The 19,380-nt window shown below is 58.6% G+C and carries 23 protein-coding genes; 10 read left to right on the forward strand and 13 right to left on the reverse strand.

Annotated features, from left to right (window positions below):
- Nucleotides 1-86 precede the first annotated feature (86 nt).
- Nucleotides 87-794, reverse strand: coding sequence for an arginyltransferase (locus GTU76_RS14400; RefSeq protein WP_016987044.1), 708 nt, complete (start codon nucleotides 792-794; stop codon nucleotides 87-89).
- Between the two features lie 57 nt (nucleotides 795-851).
- Nucleotides 852-1,532, reverse strand: a complete 681-nt coding sequence (gene aat, locus GTU76_RS14405) for a leucyl/phenylalanyl-tRNA--protein transferase (protein WP_016987045.1) — start codon at nucleotides 1,530-1,532, stop codon at nucleotides 852-854.
- A 538-nt stretch (nucleotides 1,533-2,070) separates the two neighbouring features.
- On the opposite strand from aat, the gene GTU76_RS14410 reads away from it, so the two are divergent.
- The 6 genes from GTU76_RS14410 (at nucleotide 2,071) to cysG (ending at nucleotide 9,696) form a co-directional block, all read left to right on the forward strand.
- Nucleotides 2,071-4,479 carry a DNA translocase FtsK gene (locus GTU76_RS14410; protein ID WP_016987046.1) on the forward strand — a complete coding sequence of 803 codons (2,409 nt, stop codon included), beginning with the start codon at nucleotides 2,071-2,073 and terminating at the stop codon, nucleotides 4,477-4,479.
- Between the two features lie 67 nt (nucleotides 4,480-4,546).
- On the forward strand, nucleotides 4,547-5,167 hold the full coding sequence (gene lolA / locus GTU76_RS14415; RefSeq protein ID WP_095118231.1) for an outer membrane lipoprotein periplasmic chaperone LolA: 621 nt from the start codon (nucleotides 4,547-4,549) through the stop codon (nucleotides 5,165-5,167).
- 141 nt (nucleotides 5,168-5,308) lie between these two features.
- Nucleotides 5,309-6,631: a replication-associated recombination protein A gene (locus GTU76_RS14420; RefSeq protein WP_034155144.1), complete on the forward strand. Its 1,323-nt coding sequence runs from the start codon at nucleotides 5,309-5,311 to the stop codon at nucleotides 6,629-6,631.
- Entirely contained in the window at nucleotides 6,631-7,005 is a 375-nt protein-coding gene (gene crcB / locus GTU76_RS14425) for a fluoride efflux transporter CrcB (protein WP_180698882.1), read from the forward strand. The genes GTU76_RS14420 and crcB overlap by 1 nt, the downstream gene beginning before the upstream one ends.
- Before the next feature lie 15 nt (nucleotides 7,006-7,020).
- On the forward strand, nucleotides 7,021-8,301 hold the full coding sequence (serS, locus tag GTU76_RS14430; protein ID WP_180698883.1) for a serine--tRNA ligase: 1,281 nt from the start codon (nucleotides 7,021-7,023) through the stop codon (nucleotides 8,299-8,301).
- A complete protein-coding gene (gene cysG / locus GTU76_RS14435; RefSeq protein WP_180698884.1) occupies nucleotides 8,302-9,696 on the forward strand; it encodes a siroheme synthase CysG in 1,395 nt (464 codons plus the stop codon).
- A 118-nt stretch (nucleotides 9,697-9,814) separates the two neighbouring features.
- On the opposite strand, the gene GTU76_RS14440 is transcribed toward cysG, so the two are convergent.
- From GTU76_RS14440 to GTU76_RS14475, 8 genes are all read right to left on the reverse strand, one after another.
- On the reverse strand, nucleotides 9,815-10,816 hold the full coding sequence (locus GTU76_RS14440) for a glutathione S-transferase family protein (RefSeq protein WP_180698885.1): 1,002 nt from the start codon (nucleotides 10,814-10,816) through the stop codon (nucleotides 9,815-9,817).
- A 91-nt stretch (nucleotides 10,817-10,907) separates the two neighbouring features.
- Complete coding sequence (locus GTU76_RS14445) at nucleotides 10,908-11,909, reverse strand: glycosyl transferase family protein (protein WP_180698886.1); 1,002 nt, start codon at nucleotides 11,907-11,909, stop codon at nucleotides 10,908-10,910.
- Entirely contained in the window at nucleotides 11,906-12,241 is a 336-nt protein-coding gene (locus tag GTU76_RS14450) for a TusE/DsrC/DsvC family sulfur relay protein (RefSeq protein WP_180698887.1), read from the reverse strand. The genes GTU76_RS14445 and GTU76_RS14450 overlap by 4 nt, the downstream gene beginning before the upstream one ends.
- Nucleotides 12,238-12,531 (reverse strand): sulfurtransferase complex subunit TusB, encoded by a 294-nt coding sequence (tusB, locus tag GTU76_RS14455; RefSeq protein ID WP_180698888.1) that lies wholly within the window; start codon nucleotides 12,529-12,531, stop codon nucleotides 12,238-12,240. The genes GTU76_RS14450 and tusB overlap by 4 nt, the downstream gene beginning before the upstream one ends.
- Nucleotides 12,531-12,887 carry a sulfurtransferase complex subunit TusC gene (gene tusC / locus GTU76_RS14460; RefSeq protein ID WP_016987053.1) on the reverse strand — a complete coding sequence of 119 codons (357 nt, stop codon included), beginning with the start codon at nucleotides 12,885-12,887 and terminating at the stop codon, nucleotides 12,531-12,533. Before tusC ends, tusB begins: the two co-directional genes overlap by 1 nt.
- Nucleotide 12,888: 1 nt before the next feature.
- The gene (tusD, locus tag GTU76_RS14465) at nucleotides 12,889-13,281 is read right to left on the reverse strand and encodes a sulfurtransferase complex subunit TusD (protein WP_180698889.1); all 393 of its coding nucleotides are present in this window, start codon (nucleotides 13,279-13,281) and stop codon (nucleotides 12,889-12,891) included.
- A gap of 168 nt (nucleotides 13,282-13,449) precedes the next feature.
- Nucleotides 13,450-14,154, reverse strand: coding sequence for a YoaK family protein (locus tag GTU76_RS14470; protein ID WP_180698890.1), 705 nt, complete (start codon nucleotides 14,152-14,154; stop codon nucleotides 13,450-13,452).
- A gap of 25 nt (nucleotides 14,155-14,179) precedes the next feature.
- A complete protein-coding gene (locus GTU76_RS14475) occupies nucleotides 14,180-14,509 on the reverse strand; it encodes a DUF6388 family protein (protein WP_016987055.1) in 330 nt (109 codons plus the stop codon).
- Between the two features lie 134 nt (nucleotides 14,510-14,643).
- Here GTU76_RS14475 and GTU76_RS14480 point away from each other — a divergent pair, with 134 nt between their 5' ends.
- A complete protein-coding gene (locus GTU76_RS14480) occupies nucleotides 14,644-14,994 on the forward strand; it encodes a hypothetical protein (RefSeq protein WP_016987056.1) in 351 nt (116 codons plus the stop codon).
- A 115-nt stretch (nucleotides 14,995-15,109) separates the two neighbouring features.
- Here the strand turns inward: GTU76_RS14480 and GTU76_RS14485 are convergent, their stop codons facing one another.
- A complete protein-coding gene (locus GTU76_RS14485; RefSeq protein WP_016987057.1) occupies nucleotides 15,110-15,535 on the reverse strand; it encodes a GNAT family N-acetyltransferase in 426 nt (141 codons plus the stop codon).
- Nucleotides 15,536-15,683: 148 nt separating this feature from the next.
- On the opposite strand from GTU76_RS14485, the gene GTU76_RS14490 reads away from it, so the two are divergent.
- The 3 genes from GTU76_RS14490 (at nucleotide 15,684) to GTU76_RS14500 (ending at nucleotide 18,075) form a co-directional block, all read left to right on the forward strand.
- Nucleotides 15,684-16,121, forward strand: a complete 438-nt coding sequence (locus GTU76_RS14490) for a hemerythrin domain-containing protein (protein WP_016987058.1) — start codon at nucleotides 15,684-15,686, stop codon at nucleotides 16,119-16,121.
- Between the two features lie 222 nt (nucleotides 16,122-16,343).
- Nucleotides 16,344-16,973 carry a lytic polysaccharide monooxygenase auxiliary activity family 9 protein gene (locus GTU76_RS14495; RefSeq protein ID WP_180698891.1) on the forward strand — a complete coding sequence of 210 codons (630 nt, stop codon included), beginning with the start codon at nucleotides 16,344-16,346 and terminating at the stop codon, nucleotides 16,971-16,973.
- Between the two features lie 43 nt (nucleotides 16,974-17,016).
- Nucleotides 17,017-18,075, forward strand: coding sequence for a chitinase (locus GTU76_RS14500; protein ID WP_180698892.1), 1,059 nt, complete (start codon nucleotides 17,017-17,019; stop codon nucleotides 18,073-18,075).
- Between the two features lie 141 nt (nucleotides 18,076-18,216).
- On the opposite strand, the gene GTU76_RS14505 is transcribed toward GTU76_RS14500, so the two are convergent.
- Both GTU76_RS14505 and GTU76_RS14510 read right to left on the reverse strand, forming a co-directional pair.
- Nucleotides 18,217-18,522 carry a contact-dependent growth inhibition system immunity protein gene (locus tag GTU76_RS14505; protein ID WP_175553867.1) on the reverse strand — a complete coding sequence of 102 codons (306 nt, stop codon included), beginning with the start codon at nucleotides 18,520-18,522 and terminating at the stop codon, nucleotides 18,217-18,219.
- Nucleotides 18,519-19,380 (reverse strand): RHS repeat-associated core domain-containing protein (locus tag GTU76_RS14510; RefSeq protein ID WP_180698893.1); only part of this gene is annotated, 862 nt, incomplete at its 5' end. The genes GTU76_RS14510 and GTU76_RS14505, both read right to left, overlap by 4 nt.

The raw sequence follows: 19,380 nt of genomic DNA on the forward strand, positions 1-19,380 counted from the left end.
ATGGCCCGGTGCAACTGCGCCAGGCAAAAGCGGCGTGCATTGTGCCCGAAAAATGGGGTTTACGCCAAGGGGTTTACGGCTTGGGTTTAGTTGAGGATGACCCAGCGCTGATTAATCAGCAATTCGATGGGTCGGTATTGCGTCTTGTAGTTCATCTTTTTGCAGTTCTTGATCCAGTAACCGAGGTACACCGCCTCAAGCCCGAGACGCTGTGCCTCGGCGATTTGCCAGAGGATGGCAAATCGGCCAAGGCTGCGGCGCTCTTCGTCGGGTTCGTAGAAGGTGTACACCGCTGACAAACCGTTCGGCAGTAAATCGGTCACCGCCACGGCCAGTAACCGTCCGTCGAGTCGGAATTCGTAAAAACGCGAGAAGGGCAGGTCACGTACCAGAAAAGTCGAGAATTGATCACGGCTTGGCGGGTACATATCGCCGTCGGCGTGGCGTTGTTCGATATAGCGCTGGTACAGATCGAAATATTCTTCACTGAATTGCGGTTTGGCCGGGCGCACCTGCAAATCCGCGTTGCGCTTGAAAATCCGCTTCTGCTGACGATTAGGTGTGAACTGCGCCACCGGAATGCGCGCAGGCACGCACGCATTGCAGTTCTGGCAATGCGGCCGGTACAGATGATCGCCACTGCGGCGAAAGCCCATTTCCGACAGGTCTGCGTAGACATGCACATCCATGGGCTGGCTCGGGTCGAGAAACAGGGTGGTGGCCTGCTCCTCGGGCAGATAACTGCAAGAGTGAGGCTGAGTGGCATAGAACTTCAACCGCGCCAACTCGGTCATGATCAACCCTCGGGATAAGCTGGTGAATTAAGTGTAAGCCACGCGCGCAAAAGTCGCTCAGCAAACCCAAGTGGCACGATTGGGTTGATCCAGGTGATTTGCCAGATAGTCGGCGAATTGCTGACGAGGAATCGCCCGCGCGCCGAGGCTGTGCAGATGATCGGTCGGCATCTGGCAGTCGATCAGCACGAATCCTGAGTCTTTCAGGTGGCGCACCAGGGTAGCAAAGCCGAATTTCGAGGCGTTGTCAGCGCGGCTGAACATCGATTCGCCAAAAAACAGTTGGCCCATAGCCAGTCCGTACAGGCCGCCGACCAGTTCGCCTTGATCCCACACTTCGACCGAATGAGCGAAGCCGCGGCGATGCAATTCAATGTAGGCATCCTGCATGGCTTCGGTGATCCAGGTGCCGTCGGCGTAATCCCGTGGCGCGGCGCAGGCGCGGATCACGGCGTCGAAGTCCTGATCGAAGGTCACTTGATAGCGTGCCTGGCGCAGCAGTTTGCCGAGGCTGCGCGAGACATGCAGTTCGTCGGGAAACAGCACCGTGCGCGGATCCGGCGACCACCAGAGAATCGGCTGGCCCTCGGAAAACCACGGAAAACAGCCATGACGATAAGCCGCGATTAAACGATCGGCAGACAGATCGCCGCCCGCGGCGAGCAATCCGTTGGGGTCGCGCATGGCCTTTTCCAGAGGCGGAAAAGTCAGGGAGTTACGTTGTAACCAAGTCAGCATGGTATCCGGGCTTGCAGTAGGGGTGGGCGGGGCGAGTTGTTGGGTACGCGGTAAAGTGTGCCGCTAAACGTTGCGAATGTCGTCTCGATCCTGCGCGACGTTCGCCGCATTGCAACTTGGCGAGTCGGGCGCGGTCGTAACCGAGCGCTGTGGCCCGGCACCTGGCCGGCATGGCGAGCGGTCAGTGACAGTTCAGAAGGTCTGGATGGCAATGCTTCGCTACGTTCATCAAATACACCTCATAAGCCTTTGTCACAAAAGACAATGCATGCTCAAATTGAAGCGCAGGTTTTATGCGCTTGGCTATGCTCAACGCTGGGGTTTGAAGCATGGCATCCGACGCACAAACCCGTACAATGCCGGGCTGTTACAGAATATTCGCCGGGCACTGTTTTGATACCTGTGTTTATAAAAGCAGCAGCGCAGTGTTAAAAGTAGTCTCAGTTGTGCCCGTCAACTTTTTTACCTGCCTGGATTGGGCAGTTTTTTATCGTCATTCAATAGATGGACGCGCCTCGGGCGCAGGAAAAGAAGCGTTTTGAAGAAATCCACCGAAGCACCAAAAACAGTCGTTCCGCTCTGGCGCCAACAGTTGCACTACCGGCTCAAGGAAGGTGCATTGATCGCCATCGGCGCCTTGTGCCTGTTCCTGATGATGGCTTTGCTGACCTACGGCAAGGACGATCCGGGCTGGAGTCACAACAGCAAGATCGACGACGTGCAGAATTTCGGTGGCCCGGCGGGCTCCTACAGCGCCGACATCCTGTTTATGGTGCTCGGTTACTTCGCCTATATCTTCCCGTTGCTGCTGGCGGTCAAAGCCTGGCAGATCTTCCGGCAGCGCCACGAACCGTGGCAGTGGAGCGGCTGGCTATTCTCCTGGCGCCTGATTGGTCTGGTGTTTCTGGTCTTGTCCGGCGCAGCTCTGGCGCATATCCATTTCCATGCCGCGACCGGTCTGCCGGCGGGCGCTGGTGGCGCTTTGGGCGAAAGTCTCGGCGATCTGGCGAAAAACGCGCTGAACATTCAGGGCAGCACGTTGCTGTTCATCGCGCTGTTCCTGTTTGGCCTTACGGTATTTACCGACCTGTCGTGGTTCAAGGTGATGGACATCACCGGCAAGATCACCCTCGACCTGTTTGAACTGTTCCAAGGCGCGCTGAATCGCTGGTGGTCGGCGCGTACCGAGCGCAAACAACTGGTCGCGCAACTGCGTGAAGTCGATGACCGCGTTCACGATGTGGTCGCGCCGACGGTCACCGACAAACGTGAGCAGGCCAAAGTCAAAGAACGCCTGATCGAACGTGAGCAAGCCCTGAGCAAGCACATGTCCGATCGCGAGAAACAAGTGCCGCCGGTTATCGCCCCGGCCCCGGCCAAAGCGCCCGAGCCAAGCAAGCGCGTGCAGAAAGAGAAACAGGTGCCGTTGTTCGTCGACAGCGCCGTGGAAGGCACCTTGCCGCCGATCTCGATTCTCGATCCGGCAGAAAAGAAACAACTCAATTACTCACCGGAATCCCTGGCGGCGGTCGGCCATTTGCTGGAGATCAAGCTCAAGGAGTTCGGTGTCGAAGTCACGGTGGATTCGATTCACCCGGGGCCGGTGATTACCCGTTACGAAATTCAGCCTGCCGCCGGCGTCAAAGTCAGCCGCATCGCCAACCTGGCGAAAGACCTTGCGCGTTCGCTGGCCGTGACCAGCGTACGTGTGGTCGAGGTGATTCCCGGCAAGACCACCGTCGGTATCGAGATTCCCAACGAAGACCGGCAGATCGTGCGCTTCTCCGAAGTGCTGTCGACGCCTGAGTACGACAACTTCAAATCGCCGGTCACCCTGGCACTCGGTCATGACATCGGCGGCAAACCGGTGATCACTGACCTGGCGAAGATGCCGCACTTGCTGGTGGCCGGTACCACCGGTTCCGGTAAGTCGGTGGGTGTGAACGCGATGATCCTGTCGATCCTGTTCAAGTCCGGCCCGGAAGACGCCAAGCTGATCATGATCGACCCGAAAATGTTGGAACTGTCGATCTACGAAGGCATTCCGCACTTGCTGTGCCCGGTCGTCACCGACATGAAAGACGCCGCCAACGCCCTGCGCTGGAGCGTTGCCGAGATGGAGCGCCGCTACAAGCTGATGGCGAAAATGGGCGTGCGCAACCTGTCTGGCTTCAACGCCAAGGTCAAGGAGGCCCAGGACGCTGGCGAGCCGTTGAGCGATCCACTGTACAAGCGCGAAAGCATTCACGACGAAGCGCCGCTGCTGCAGAAATTGCCGACCATCGTTGTGGTGGTCGACGAGTTCGCCGACATGATGATGATCGTCGGCAAGAAGGTGGAAGAACTGATCGCCCGTATTGCCCAGAAAGCGCGTGCGGCGGGTATTCACTTGATTCTCGCGACCCAGCGGCCATCGGTGGACGTGATCACCGGTCTGATCAAGGCCAACATTCCAACGCGTATGGCGTTCCAGGTGTCGAGCAAGATCGACTCCCGCACCATTATCGATCAGGGTGGCGCCGAACAACTGCTCGGTCACGGTGACATGCTCTATATGCCGCCGGGCACCAGCCTGCCGATCCGGGTTCACGGTGCGTTCGTTTCCGACGATGAAGTACACCGTGTGGTCGAAGCGTGGAAACTGCGCGGCGCGCCGGAATACAACGACGACATCCTCAACGGTGTCGAAGAAGCCGGCAGCGGTTTTGAAGGCAGCAGCGGTGGCGGTGACGGTGATGATCCGGAAGCCGACGCGCTTTACGACGAAGCTGTACAGTTCGTGCTGGAAAGCCGTCGTGCCTCGATTTCTGCGGTACAGCGCAAGCTGAAGATCGGCTACAACCGCGCCGCACGGATGATCGAAGCCATGGAAATGGCCGGCGTCGTCACCTCGATGAACACCAACGGTTCCCGTGAAGTCCTGGCTCCAGGCCCGGTACGCGACTGATTGCAAACGCAAGAGGCGGGACAATGATGTGCCGCCGCTCTCCCAACGAGTATTCAAGAGGACTCCCATGCGTCTTATCCGCATGCTGCTGCCAGTACTGGCGCTGACCACTCTCACGGCCCACGCCGATGACAAGGACGTGGCGCGTCTGACCCAATTGCTGGAAACATCCAAGACCCTGAGCGCGAACTTCTCGCAGCTGACCCTCGACGGCAGCGGCACGCAGTTGCAGGAAACCACTGGCAACATGACCCTGCAGCGTCCTGGCCTGTTCTACTGGCACACCAACGCGCCGGCCGAGCAGACCATGGTTTCCGATGGCAAAAAAGTCACCCTGTGGGACCCGGATCTGGAACAGGCGACCATCAAGAAGCTCGACGAGCGTCTGACCCAGACCCCGGCGTTGCTGCTGTCCGGTGATGTGTCGAAGATCAGTCAGAGCTTTGATATTTCCGCGAAAGAGGCGGGCGGTGTGATCGACTTCACCCTCAAGCCGAAAACCAAGGACACCCTGTTCGACAACCTGCGCTTGTCGTTCCGCAACGGTCTGCTTAACGATATGCAACTGATCGACAGCGTCGGCCAGCGCACCAATATCCTGTTTACCGGGGTCAAGGCCAACGAGCCGGTGCCAGCCTCCAAGTTCAAGTTCGACATCCCCAAGGGTGCCGATGTAATCCAGGAATAAACACAAAACCCTTTGTAGGAGTGAGCCTGCTCGCGATTCGATTTGTCAGTCACATCTTCATCGTCTGACCCACCGCTATCGCGAGCAGGCTCACTCCTACAGGGTCAATGATCGGCAAAATAGAGGTTTCAACGCTACGTGATGGATCTGTTTCGCAGTGCACCGATTGCTCAGCCACTGGCCGCGCGTTTGCGTGCGACCAATCTGGATGAGTACGTCGGTCAGGAGCACGTGCTCGCTCGCGGCAAGCCTCTGCGTGAGGCGCTGGAGCAGGGTGCCCTGCATTCGATGATCTTCTGGGGCCCGCCGGGCGTGGGTAAAACCACGTTGGCGCGGTTGCTCGCGGAAGTCTCCGATGCGCACTTCGAAACAGTCTCGGCGGTGCTCGCCGGGGTGAAAGAGATCCGTCAGGCCGTTGAAATCGCCAAGCAGCAGGCCGGCCAGTACGGCAAGCGCACGATTCTGTTCGTCGATGAAGTGCACCGCTTCAACAAATCGCAGCAGGATGCTTTTCTGCCGTACGTTGAAGATGGCACGCTGATCTTCATCGGCGCCACCACCGAAAATCCTTCGTTCGAACTCAACAACGCCTTGTTGTCGCGTGCCCGCGTCTACGTGCTGAAAAGCCTCGACGAAGCGGCGCTGCGTAAGCTGGTGCACCGTGCGCTCACCGAAGAACGTGGTTTGGGCAAGCGCAACCTGACGCTCAACGACGAAGGTTTCCAGATGCTGCTGTCCGCCGCCGATGGCGATGGCCGGCGTCTGCTCAATCTGCTGGAAAACGCCTCGGATCTGGCTGAAGACAACAGCGAAATCGGCACCGAGTTGCTGCAAAGTCTGCTCGGCGATACCCGTCGACGTTTCGACAAGGGTGGCGAAGCGTTTTACGACCAGATCTCGGCACTGCACAAATCGGTGCGTGGCTCCAACCCTGACGGCGCGCTGTACTGGTTTGCGCGGATGATCGACGGCGGTTGCGATCCGCTATACCTGGCCCGACGCGTGGTGCGCATGGCCAGCGAAGACATCGGCAACGCCGACCCGCGCGCCCTCAGCCTGTGCCTGGCGGCGTGGGAAGTGCAGGAGCGCCTCGGCAGCCCTGAAGGCGAGTTGGCCGTGGCCCAGGCCATCACTTATCTGGCCTGCGCGCCGAAGAGCAATGCGGTGTACATGGGCTTCAAAACCGCCCTGCGCGCTGCGGCCGAAAATGGCTCGCTGGAAGTGCCGCTGCACCTGCGCAATGCACCAACCAAACTGATGAAACAATTGGGTTACGGCGACGAATACCGTTACGCCCACGATGAACCGGACGCGTATGCCGCCGGCGAAGACTATTTCCCGGAAGAGCTCGATCCCATTCCGTTCTACCAACCGGTGCCGCGCGGCCTGGAGTTGAAGATCGGCGAGAAGCTCAACCATCTCGCCCAACTCGACCGTTTAAGCCCTCGGCAGCGGAGAAAATAGTGCTCCCACTGATCATTGCGGTCTCCGTTGGCGGCATGGCCGGCACCTTGTTGCGCTTCGCCACCGGCAATTGGATCAGCGCCAATTGGCCGCGGCACTTCTATACCGCGACGCTGGCCGTTAATATCGTGGGCTGTCTGTTGATTGGCGTGTTGTACGGCCTGTTTTTGATACGCCCGGAGGTGCCGATCGAGGTACGTGCCGGGTTGATGGTCGGCTTCCTCGGGGGGCTGACGACTTTTTCATCCTTTTCACTGGATACGGTGCGCTTGCTGGAAAGCGGGCAAGTGCCGCTGGCCTTGGGCTATGCGGCACTCAGCGTATTCGGCGGGCTGCTCGCGACGTGGGCTGGCCTGTCCTTGACCAAACTTTGATAACGAGAAACCGACATGCTCGATTCCAAACTGTTACGTAGCAACCTTCAGGACGTAGCGGACCGCCTGGCTTCCCGTGGCTTTGCCCTGGATACCGCGCGCATCGAAGCGCTGGAAGAACAGCGCAAGACCGTCCAGACCCGCACCGAAGCACTGCAGGCTGAGCGTAACGCGCGTTCCAAATCCATTGGTCAGGCCAAGCAGCGCGGCGAAGACATCGCGCCGTTGATGGCGGACGTCGAGCGCATGGCGGGCGAATTGAGCGCCGGTAAAGTCGAACTGGACGCGATCCAGACCGAACTGGACTCGATCGTACTGGGCATTCCCAACCTGCCGCACGAATCCGTGCCGGTCGGTAAAGACGAAGACGACAACGTTGAAGTGCGCCGCTGGGGCACCCCGACTGCCTTTGATTTTGAAGTGAAAGACCACGTTGCCCTTGGCGAGAAGTTCGGCTGGCTGGACTTTGAAACCGCCGCCAAACTGTCCGGCGCGCGTTTCGCTCTGCTGCGCGGCCCGATCGCCCGTCTGCACCGCGCCCTGGCGCAGTTCATGATCAACCTGCACGTCAACGAGCACGGTTACGAGGAGGCTTACACGCCTTATCTGGTCCAGGCCCCGGCGCTGCAAGGCACCGGTCAACTGCCGAAGTTCGAAGAAGACCTGTTCAAGATCGCCCGCGAAGGCGAAGCCGATCTGTACCTGATCCCGACCGCCGAAGTGTCGCTGACCAACATCGTTGCCGGCGAAATCGTCGACTCGAAACTGCTGCCGATCAAGTTCGTGGCGCACACCCCGTGCTTCCGCAGCGAAGCCGGCGCATCGGGCCGCGACACGCGTGGCATGATCCGTCAGCACCAGTTCGACAAAGTCGAGATGGTCCAGATCGTTGAGCCATCGCAATCGATGGAAGCGCTGGAAGGCCTGACCGCCAACGCCGAAAAAGTCCTGCAACTGCTCGGTCTGCCTTATCGCACCCTCGCGCTGTGCACCGGCGACATGGGCTTCAGCGCGGTCAAGACTTATGACCTCGAAGTGTGGATCCCGAGCCAGGACAAGTACCGCGAGATTTCGTCGTGCTCGAACTGCGGCGACTTCCAGGCCCGTCGTATGCAAGCGCGTTTCCGCAACCCGGAAACCGGCAAGCCGGAGCTGGTGCACACCCTCAACGGTTCGGGTCTGGCGGTTGGTCGTACGCTGGTTGCCGTGCTGGAAAACTACCAGCAGGCCGACGGCTCGATTCGTGTGCCGGACGTACTGAAGCCGTACATGGGTGGCCTTGAGGTCATCGGCTAAATGAAATATCTGCCGCTGTTTCACAACCTGCGCGGCAGTCGTGTGTTGGTCGTCGGTGGGGGGGAAATTGCCTTGCGCAAATCCCGCCTGCTGGCCGATGCCGGTGCGCTGCTGCGGGTGGTCGCACCTGAAATCGAAACGCAACTGCGCGAACTGGTCACTGCCTCTGGCGGTGAATGCCTGTTGCGCGGTTACGTCGAGGCCGATCTGGACGGTTGCGGGCTGATTATCGCCGCCACCGACGATGAGACGCTGAACGCACAAGTTTCCACCGATGCTCATAAGCGCTGCGTGCCGGTCAACGTGGTCGATGCGCCGGCCTTGTGCAGCGTGATCTTCCCGGCGATCGTCGATCGCTCACCGCTGATCATCGCGGTGTCCAGCGGCGGCGACGCTCCGGTGCTGGCGCGACTGATTCGCGCCAAGATTGAAACCTGGATTCCCTCGACTTACGGTCAATTGGCCGGGCTCGCCGCGCGTTTCCGCAATCAGGTGAAAAGCCTGTTTCCGGATGTGCAGCAGCGTCGTGGCTTCTGGGAAGACGTGTTTCAGGGGCCGATTGCCGATCGGCAACTGGCCGGGCAGGGCGCCGAGGCCGAGCGTCTGCTGCAAGCCAAGATCGATGGCGAGGCCATGGTCACCACCGGCGAGGTGTATCTGGTCGGCGCTGGCCCGGGCGATCCGGATCTGCTGACCTTCAAGGCTTTGCGTCTGATGCAGCAAGCCGATGTGGTGCTGTACGACCGCTTGGTCGCGCCAGCGATTCTAGAATTGTGCCGTCGCGATGCCGAGCGAGTTTACGTCGGCAAGCGTCGGTCTGATCACGCCGTGCCGCAGGATCAGATCAACCAGCAACTGGTCGATCTGGCCAAGGCCGGCAAGCGTGTGGTGCGGTTGAAGGGTGGTGATCCGTTTATCTTCGGCCGTGGCGGCGAAGAGATCGAAGAACTGGCCGCCCACGGCATTCCGTTTCAGGTGGTGCCGGGAATTACGGCGGCCAGCGGTTGCGCGGCGTATGCCGGGATTCCGCTGACCCATCGCGATCATGCGCAGTCGGTGCGCTTTGTCACCGGGCATTTGAAGGACGGTTCCACCGATCTGCCATGGGCCGACCTTGTCGCGCCGGCGCAGACGCTGGTGTTCTACATGGGGCTGGTGGGGTTGCCGGTGATCTGCGAACAACTGATCAAGCATGGTCGTTCAGCCGATACCCCGGCGGCATTGATTCAACAGGGCACCACGGTCAATCAGCGCGTCTTCACCGGCACGCTGGCTGATCTGCCGCAAATGGTGGCGGAGCATGAAGTGCATGCGCCGACACTGGTAATCGTTGGTGAAGTAGTGCAACTGCGCGAGAAGCTGGCGTGGTTCGAAGGGGCTCAGGCGCAGGTCTAGAAATACCGAGTCGCCCCATTCGCGAGCAAGCTCGCTCCCACAGGGGATTTGTGAACGACACATATCCCGTGTGGGAGCGAGCTTGCTCGCGAAGAGGCCTTTCAAGACCCTATAACTCTCAACCTTTTCGCCAAACCCCTTTGCCGCTCAACCGCGCCCGATCATGGGCCACAGTGAAATCCTGCGCCGGCCCCTTCGGCACAACCCCTGTCGGGTTGATCGTTTTGTGACTGCCGTAGTAGTGATTCTTGATGTGCTGGAAATCCACCGTCTCGGCAATTCCCGGCAGCTGATACACCTCACGCAACCAGTTCGACAGATTCGGGTAATCGGCAATCCGCCGCAGGTTGCACTTGAAGTGCCCGTGATAAACCGCGTCGAAACGAATCATCGTGGTGAACAGGCGGACGTCCGCTTCAGTCAGGTATTCCCCGCTCAGATAACGGTTGGCGCCCAAAACGCGCTCAAGGTGATCGAGCTCGGCAAACACCTCATCGAACGCTTCTTCATAAGCCTGTTGCGACGTCGCAAAGCCTGCGCGATACACGCCGTTATTCACCGCCGGATAGATTCGCTCGTTCAGCGCATCAATCTCGACGCGTAATGGCGCTGGGTAGAAATCCAGATCATTGCCGGTCAAACCATCAAACGCGCTGTTGAACATGCGGATGATCTCTGCCGATTCATTGCTGACGATGCGCTTGAGCTTCTTGTCCCACAGCACCGGCACGGTGACGCGGCCGGTGTAATCGGCAGTGTCGGCGGTGTAGCGCTGATGCATGAATTCAAAGCCATCAAGCTTGTCGCCGGTCGAGCCGAGTGCTTGGTCGAAGGTCCAGCCGTTCTCCAGCATCAACCAACTGACCACCGAAACGTCGATCAGATTTTCCAGACCTTTGAGCTTGCGCAGGATCAGCGTGCGATGCGCCCATGGACAGGCGAGAGAAACGTAGAGGTGATAGCGTCCGGCTTCCGCGGCAAACCCGCCTTCACCGCTCGGGCCCGGCTGGCCATCGGCGGTGACCCAGTTGCGGCGTTTTGCCTGTTCACGCTGGAACGCGCCGTCCTTGCTGCTTTCGTACCACTTGTCCTGCCAGTGGCCATCGACGAGTAAACCCATGATCAAGACTCCGTAAACCAATAATCGTTGGAGTCGAGTCTATTCCGATGAGTTCGAACAAAAAGCGCAAAGATCAGGCGCGAATGATCGGTTAAATCGATTTGTTCCGCGCGGCCCAGTAGTGCTCGGCGGTTGCGAAGGCTTGCTCACGGCTTTGACCGAGACCGCGCAAGGCCAGAGCCATGGTCGCAATCAGGGCCATTTGCGGGTAGCTGTCGACCACGTCGCCGCGCCATACGGCTTTCAAATGTTCAACGTCGAGGGTCGCCGGTTTGACGTGGCGTTGCGCCGACAATTGCGGCCATTCCTCATCCCAGCTCTCGCCGCCGGTGGTGCCGTAGAGGTGGCTGTCGGCATCCGGGTTGATCTCGATTTCGCCGCCATCGCCCTTGACCACAATCGCCGTGTCGCCGAGCAGGCCGCTGGCATCGCGATGCACGGCTTGGTAGCCGGGGTGGAAAATGCTTTGCAGGCCGCAACGCGCGCCCAGCGGATTGAGAATCCGCGCCAGGGAATGAATCGGTGAGCGCAGACCCAAGGTGTTGCGCAGGTCGATCATCTTCTGCAACTGCGGCGCCCAGTCCACCAGCGGCATGAAGGCCAGGCCGCAGTTGTCCAGCGCTGTGCCGACCTGCTGCCAGGTGCGGCACAACGGAATGTTCAACTCACCGAGCAGTTGCTCGCTGTACAGCCGCCCGGCCGTGTGTGCGCCGCCGCCGTGCATGAAAATGCGCACGCCGTTTTGCGCCAGGCATTTTGCCGCCAGCAGATACCACGGTAGATGGCGCTTCTTGCCGGCATAGGTCGGCCAGTCCAGATCAACGTTCAGCTTCGGCGCCTGCAAGCGCTCGCGCAATGCTTCGGTGAAGCCGGCCATTTCCTCGGCGCTTTCTTCCTTGTGCCGCAGCAACATCAGGAACGCGCCGAGCTGGGTGTCTTCAACCTTGTCGTCGAGCACCATGCCCATGGCTTCGCGGGCTTCTTCACGAGTCAGATCGCGGGCGCCGCGTTTGCCCTTGCCGAGAATGCGCACGAATTGGGCGAACGGGTGTTCGGCAGGGGTTTCGAGGGTCAGTGCTGGAAAATCGATCATAAGCAATTCGTCGGTTTGGGCAGGCCCGCCAGTTTTGCGGCGAGTTTGGCGGGGGTGCCTTTGAACAGTCGGTTCAGGTGCAGGCTGTTGCCTTTGTCCGGGCCGAGTTTCAACGCGGTGTACTTGATCAGCGGTCGGGTGGCCGGGGACAGCTGGAATTCGGCGTAGAAGTTGCGCAGCAATTCGAGGACTTCCCAATGTTCGGCGGTCAACTCGATGTCTTCGGCGGCCGCAAGGGCGCTGGCAACGTCGGCGGACCAGTCACTCAGGTCGACGAGAAAACCGTCCTTGTCCAGTTCGATGGCGCGGGCGCCGACGGTCATGGAATTCATAGCCAACTGTTGACCTTGTCGTGGTGGATCGACAATTCGACAAAGGCCGGATAATCGATGGCGTCGGCCCAGTCCGGGACTTCGATGGCGCGAGCCTGTGCATCTTCGGCAAGGACGAATAATTTGATTTGGCGTTGTTCCAGTGCAGTGAACGGCGCGGTGCCTGGTTGCAACGCATACACCGCATCGCCGGAGAGCAGCAAAGCATCAGCGCTGCCGATCAGGCGCAGGCAACTGGTCAGGCGATCGTCGCCAAACGGGGAATGAGACAACACATGCAAAGTCGACATCAGAGGGTGATCACCTGGTCGTAACGGTCAATAAGGGCGGTGATCTGCTCGGCGGCCAGCGGCTGCGCTTCGTCCAGCGACAGATTGTTCAGTCCGCGAGTGCTGGCGCTGTCGGAGCAATAGAACAGCTCTTCAACGCCAAACATCGGCAGCGCTTGCAGGTTGGCGCTGAGGTCTTTCTGTTGCAGGGCCTTGGCGTTCTGCCCGGCGGCCAGTTGCAACACACCGTCATCGAGAAACAGCAAACCGATCGGCAGATCAAAGGCGCCACCGGCCAGCACGATATCCAGCGCTTCGCGAGCGCCGGGGCCAGACCACGGTGATTGGCGGCTGACGATCAACAGGGATTTGGCCATCTCACGCACCTCCGAAGCAGATCAGGCGGTCAGCGTCTTGCACCGCGTCATGCAACTGACCGAGACCGGACAATTCCCACGGTGCGCTGACCGAAATCGCGTCACGCTGGTAGCGCTTGGCTTCTTCAGCATTCAGCGCTCCACGGCGCAGGGCGGCGGCGATGCACACGACGCCGTCCAGTTGCTGCTCGGTGATGAACGCGCGCCATTGTTTGGGAAGGTCGAGTTCGTCCTGCGGGGTAACCACCGCATCCGAAGCGTTATAAACGCCGTCCTGATAGAAAAACAGCCGGACAATCTCATGCCCACCGGCCAGCGCAGCCTGTGCAAACAGCAGGGCGCGGCGCGAGGAGGGCGCATGGGCGGCGGAAAACAGCACGATGGCGAACTTCATGACGGACTCGATCAGCAAAACTGCGGCCATGATAAAGCTTTATCGAAGCCGCCGCGAAACCTTGTAGGCCTTCGCCTGCTCGCGATAGCGGTCTGTCAGCTGGTGAAGATGAAGAATGTGCCGGCGTCTTCGCGAGCAGGCTCGCTCAGAGATTTTTGTTGTCCTCGGTTAGCGCGGCATATAGCCCAGTTGCCAGCGCCGCGGGATTTTCAGCGAGAGCAGCCCGATCATCGCCGCCAGCACACCGCTGACAAACATCGCCTTCAGTCCCAAGTGATGTTCCAGCACAGCCCCCAGAATCGCGCCGATAAACATCCCGCTCCATGGCACCAGTTGCACCCGCCAGCCACTGCGCCGTTCGCCAAGCATCCAGCGGCCCAATCCACGGCCGAACCGCGACAACGCGCCAGTCACGTAAGTCAGCCCGACCGGCAAGCCATTCACTTCTTCAACCGCCGCGTTGAGCATGCCCATCGCAATGATCGCCGCCAGCAGCGCAGGCAGTTGGGTTTCGAATGGCCAGAGCGCCGCCGCGCACAGCAGGGTGGCGATACACAGCAGCAGCGGCAGCGCCCGGCGTCCACCGAAACGTGCGACGACAACCCCCAAGGCATTCCCGACAATAAATGTCGCGACGAGGATCACCAGACGCACGATCAACCCGACATCGCCATCGCTGATCGCCACGGCGAGTCGAGTGGTGTTGCCGCTCATGAACGAGACGAAATCGCCGCTGGCCATAAAGCCGATGGCGTCGGTCATTCCGGCCAGCACCGAGAGGCTGGCCACCAGCGCCAGACCCACTCGTCCGCGCCATTTTTGCGTATGCAAGTGGCCAGGGCTGGCGCGATGAGTCGAGGCGGATGGCAACATTGCTGGCGGTGTCCTTCGGCGGCGGTTACGGTTCTATGCCATACAAATCGCAATATTCCAGCCAATCCATCCCGGCCATTTCCGCGACTTCACGATGTACTTCCAGGCGCTGCGCCTGATATTCCTCAGGCGAGTCGGCCGTCAGTTGCAAGGTCAACTCCCAAGCAAATAACCCGAGGCTTTCCGCTTCGGCTTCAAACGCCTCATGCAGTCGTTCCTCGCGATACTGCGCTTGAGTTTCGCCTTTGGCCTGAGCCAGCAGCGGATTGAGGTGGTCGAGGGTTTCGCGCAGTTCGGGACGCGCGTCGAGAAATACTTTCAGGGCATGTTCATGTCGCTGGTCGGTAGGCGCCATGTGTTTTCCTTGTGAGGCTGATGACCTTAGGTTGCCGCAGCGGCCCGCGCGTGTCGCGCTATAAATGCAGTAAAGCAGAACGATTTCTGCTGCTGCGGTGATACAGTCCGCTTTTTTCTGAATGAGCGAATGCAATGCGAATGCTGATGGTAGCGCTGGCGGCGACGCTGCTGGCCGGTTGCGCAGGCTCGGTGATGGACGATGCTCGCACGAAAACCCCGTACAAGGTGTTGACGTCGAACAAAGCCGAAAAAGACGTGGCGCGGTGTGTGCAGTTTGGTTGGCAGGACGAAGCGGTATTTGGTGTCGATGCGGCGGCGTATCTGGAACCACGCAAAGCGGGTGGTACGACGGTGTACACCCGTTCGGCGGAGTCGTTTGTCGACGTGATCACCGAGGCATCGGGCACGACGTTGAATTACTACGCGCAGAAGGATGATTTTGTCGCCAAGCGCCGGTTGGCGGCGTTGGCGACTTGCCTCTGATCATGCATTGAGGTGGCTCCCGCCATCGTCGGAACGCCGCCCGTAGCAGGCTCGCTCCCACATTGGAATACATTCCAATGTGGGAGCGAGCCTGCTCGCGAAGAGGGCGGTACATTCAACCTACAAGTCGCTTCTGGAAAAAATGCCGTTTGTGCCCCGGCGGATAATCGACGATTTCCCCAAACTGGCTATACCCCAGTTTCTTGTAGAACTCAGGTGCCTGAAAGTCGAACGTGTCGAGCCATGCGCCGATGCAGCCTTTCTCCCGCGCCAGCTCTTCGGCCATGCGCATCAGCTTCGAGCCAATTCCCTGGCCCCGGCCTGCTTCAGGCACTGACAGCAAATCGATGAACAGCCACTGGCAGACCAGTCGGCCATAGAGTCCGCCCAAAATCTGATCCTGATCGTCACGCACCAGCAAGGTGAGTGGCTCAGAGACGGCAATTCCGGCCTTGGCCACGTTATAGGCGTGCAGGGGGGCCAAAATGGCCTGGCGTTCTTCTTCGGTGGAATGCTGCGACAGCTCAATGCGTAAGTTCATGCATGACTTCCTTGTTGTTTGAATTCGCAGCCTATCCTGCCCCGCGGCCATCTTCCAAGCCCTTCTTCAACCCGGTGGAACTGCCGCTCTCGCCTCGGGGTCTAGCCTTTACAGCGTCACTCCAGCACGCGGTTGATGAGGATCCCCTATGAATATTTTCGAAGCCCTTCGCGAAAGCCATGATCGCCAGCGCAGCTACGCCAAGACCTTGATCGAAACCAGTGGCGACACGCCGGAGCGGGTTGAAGCCTACAAACAGCTCAAGGCAGAACTCCAGGCCCATGAAACAGCGGAAGAGCGCCATTTCTACATTCCGTTGATGGAGCTTGATGACGGTGTCGATCTGAGCCGCCATGCCATCGCCGAACACCATGAAATGGACGAGATGATGGAAGAGCTCGATGAGACCGAGATGTCCAGCCCGGCCTGGCTGGCCATCGCGAAAAAGCTTTCTGACAAGGTTCATCACCATCTCAAGGAAGAAGAGCAGAAGTTCTTCCAGATGGCCGGCAAGTTGCTCAACGAAAAACAGAAAGAACAACTCGCCGGGCAGTACGAAAAGGAGTTCAACGCACAGTTGCCATGAGTACTGAATGGCAGCTTTTGCAGTATTGCCGTGTAATCTTTTGACCACATATTAGGTGGGCGTTGTCGCAGAAGACTGTATATGCATCCAGTATTTGCGATGTTTTTACGGTTCAAAGCTGCTGACTGCGACAAAACCGCCGATGGACAAAAAATCCCTCTCCGTTAGCTTGAAGGCCTCTCCTCGGAAAGGAGAGTTCTTAAATCAACGGAGTGAAAAATCATGAATCAACCACAAACCCAACTGCGACACGGTCGTGTCATTTCCCCTGCAAGCCGTGGTGCGGTTGCCATTGAGCAAGGATTGCTCGGTGCCTGGCAGGTCAATGAAATGGAAGGCGGGAAGAATTTCCCGGCACTGGCAGCGGGGCCGTTCCCGGCGCCTTACCAGAGCGACTCGGACAGTGTCACGCCACCGGCCGATGGCTACATTCTCAGCGGTGGCAAGAGCGATGCCCGCGATTGCGTGAACTTCACCAATGATGAAATGAGCAAGAAACTCGCTCGTCCGTTCACCTGGCCGCTGCTCAATGTCGCCCCGGGGCAGACCCTCGAAATCAAATGGGAATACACCGCGCCGCACACCACCCGCGGCTACCGCTGGCTGATCACCAAGGATGGCTGGGACCCGAAACAACGCATCAGCCGCGCGCAACTGGAAGCGCAACCGTTCTTCGAGGACTTCTACACTCAGGTGCCTTATTACAGCTATCCGAATGAGCTGAAGGCCAAGGTCAATCACGCGGTGAAACTACCGGCCAACAAGAAGGGCCATCACGTGATCGTGCTGATGTGGATCGTTGCCAACACCGGTAACGCCTTCTATCAGGCTTTCGACGTCGACTTCAAATAACGGCGCTGTGTCGCCAAACCCACACGTTCTGAAGGATTAGAACATGTCAAAAATCGATTTCTCTTTAGTGCAAAGCGCGGCGAGCGATGCCGCTTCGCTGATGCCGAGCATTGCCGGTAAAAAGATCCTCATGGGCTTCTGGCACAACTGGCCTGCGGGTCCGAGCGATGGTTACCGCCAAGGCCGCTTCGCCGGCCTATCGCTGGAGGACGTGCCCAAGGAGTACAACGTGGTCGCGGTGGCGTTTATGAAGGGTAGCGGTATTCCTACTTTCAAACCCTTCAACGTTTCCGACGCTGAGTTCCGCCGTCAGGTTGGCGTGCTCAACAGCCAGGGACGGGCCGTGCTGATTTCCCTCGGTGGCGCCGATGCGCATATCGAGTTACGCAGCGGGCAGGAACAACCGCTGGCTAAAGAAATTATCCGTCTGGTGGAAACCTACGGCTTCGACGGGCTGGACATCGATCTTGAACAGAGCGCGATTGATTTCGCTGCCAATAAGACAGTCCTGCCGGCCGCACTGAAACTGGTCAAGGATCACTACGCAGGCCAGGGCAAGCACTTCATCATCAGCATGGCCCCGGAGTTCCCGTACCTGACCAGCACCGGCAAATACATCAGCTATTTGCAGGCACTGGAAGGCTACTACGACTTCATCGCCCCGCAGTTCTACAACCAGGGCGGCGACGGGGTCTGGGTGCCGGAAGCCAACAACGGCGCAGGTGCGTGGATTGCGCAGAACAACGATGCGCTGAAAGAGGATTTCCTCTTCTACCTGACCGAAAGTCTGGTGACCGGCACTCGCGGCTTCACGCGGATCCCCGCAGACAAGTTCGTCATCGGCCTGCCGGCCAACAACGATGCGGCGGCCACCGGTTATGTGATCGACAAAACCGTGGTCGGGAATGTCCTCAAGAGTCTAGCGATCAAGGGGCTGCCGATCAAAGGCTTGATGACCTGGTCGGTGAATTGGGACAACGGCACCAGCAAGGATGGCGTGCCGTACAACTGGGAATTCAGTCGGCGTTATGGGCCGTTGATTCACGGGGCTCGTTCAGTCGAGCAGGGTGTCGGTGACATACAGTCGCAAGTCGCTCGTTAGCTGCAAATAAAGAAGCCCGGTAGCGCTGCCGGGCTTTTCTTTTTTTAGCGGTTGTTGCTTTAAGTAGGTGACGGGGCTGCTCTGATTAAACCGAAGCAGAAAAACTGGACCTGAAATTTGAGGCCCCTGTAAGTACGCGTACTAGTCAGCCAGGTTTTCGTTCAACTTCCTTTCGATATGGCGTAGCCATACTTCGCCGGAAGCCCATTTGTTCCAGTAACAATAGTAACAATGCATTTCTTTTAAGAGGAACGCCCGCAGGTCTGTTTCTTTTAGCTTTTTGCTGAGCAGGGCTCGCAGTTCGCTACGGACTAAAATCAGCACTTCTTTATCTGAATTTTTCAAAAAGTCGTCAATGACTTGATCCGCTGTGTCATGTTCCACCAGCCAATCTTGATGGAAATAGGCGCCAAAAAAATCTTGAGCTTCTGGAAAGTCATTTTTCATAGCTCTGGAAATCCCGTTAGTAAAAAATATCCCAAAGGCAGCGCAGGGTCTTTTTTCAAGACCAATAGCAATTTTGATGCTGATTGAGAGTGCGTAAGGCCATTGGGCATACTCACACCCACTGGTCGGCCGAGATCATGCGAAAAACTCGTTTTTCCTTTGTTGCTGTTCAAGAATTGAATCACTTTTTGCGAATTCGAGCTTAATGCTTCAGATACTGCAGCTTCAGCTTCGGCGCGATTCATGAAAGTAGAAGCTGCAGGAATGTTGGGCTCTGCATGTAGTCTTTGAGCCAGTTGGATATCAGTTCTTCCAACATGCTTGATAATCAGATGCCCACCTTGGGCTTCATGGGCAGCTAATCCCCCGCCTGGAACAATTTCACTATACGGCCCATCTGCCTGTATCGCTCCCGGGCACGGAGTGCAAGCCAATCCCAACGGATCCACCCACCCCGTCGGATTCGGCACGTACTGGTACTGATTCAGCCCACCGGCCAACTTGATGGGATCCGGTGTCAGATACCGGCCCAGCCGCGGGTCGTAGTACCGGTGCCGGTTGTAATGCAGGCCGCTTTCCGCATCGAAGTACTGCCCCTGAAAGCGCAGCGGCTGGTTCAGGTAGTCCTCGCCGGCCAGGGTCAGTGCGGCGACTTTGCCGTAGGCGTCGTATTGCGCGGACCAGACGATGTCGCCGCTGTAGTCGGTGAGTTCCTGCGGGGTGCCGAGGTGGTCGAGTTGGTAATAAAACGGGCAGGCTTTTTTCGGGCCTTTGCCGTCGAGCAATGCCAGCGGGCGGAAGGTGCCGGGTTCGTAGACGTAGCTGCGGTATTCGCTTTCGCTGCTTTCGGCGACGAGG

The organism is Pseudomonas crudilactis, from assembly GCF_013433315.1.
Classification (GTDB): domain Bacteria; phylum Pseudomonadota; class Gammaproteobacteria; order Pseudomonadales; family Pseudomonadaceae; genus Aquipseudomonas; species Aquipseudomonas crudilactis.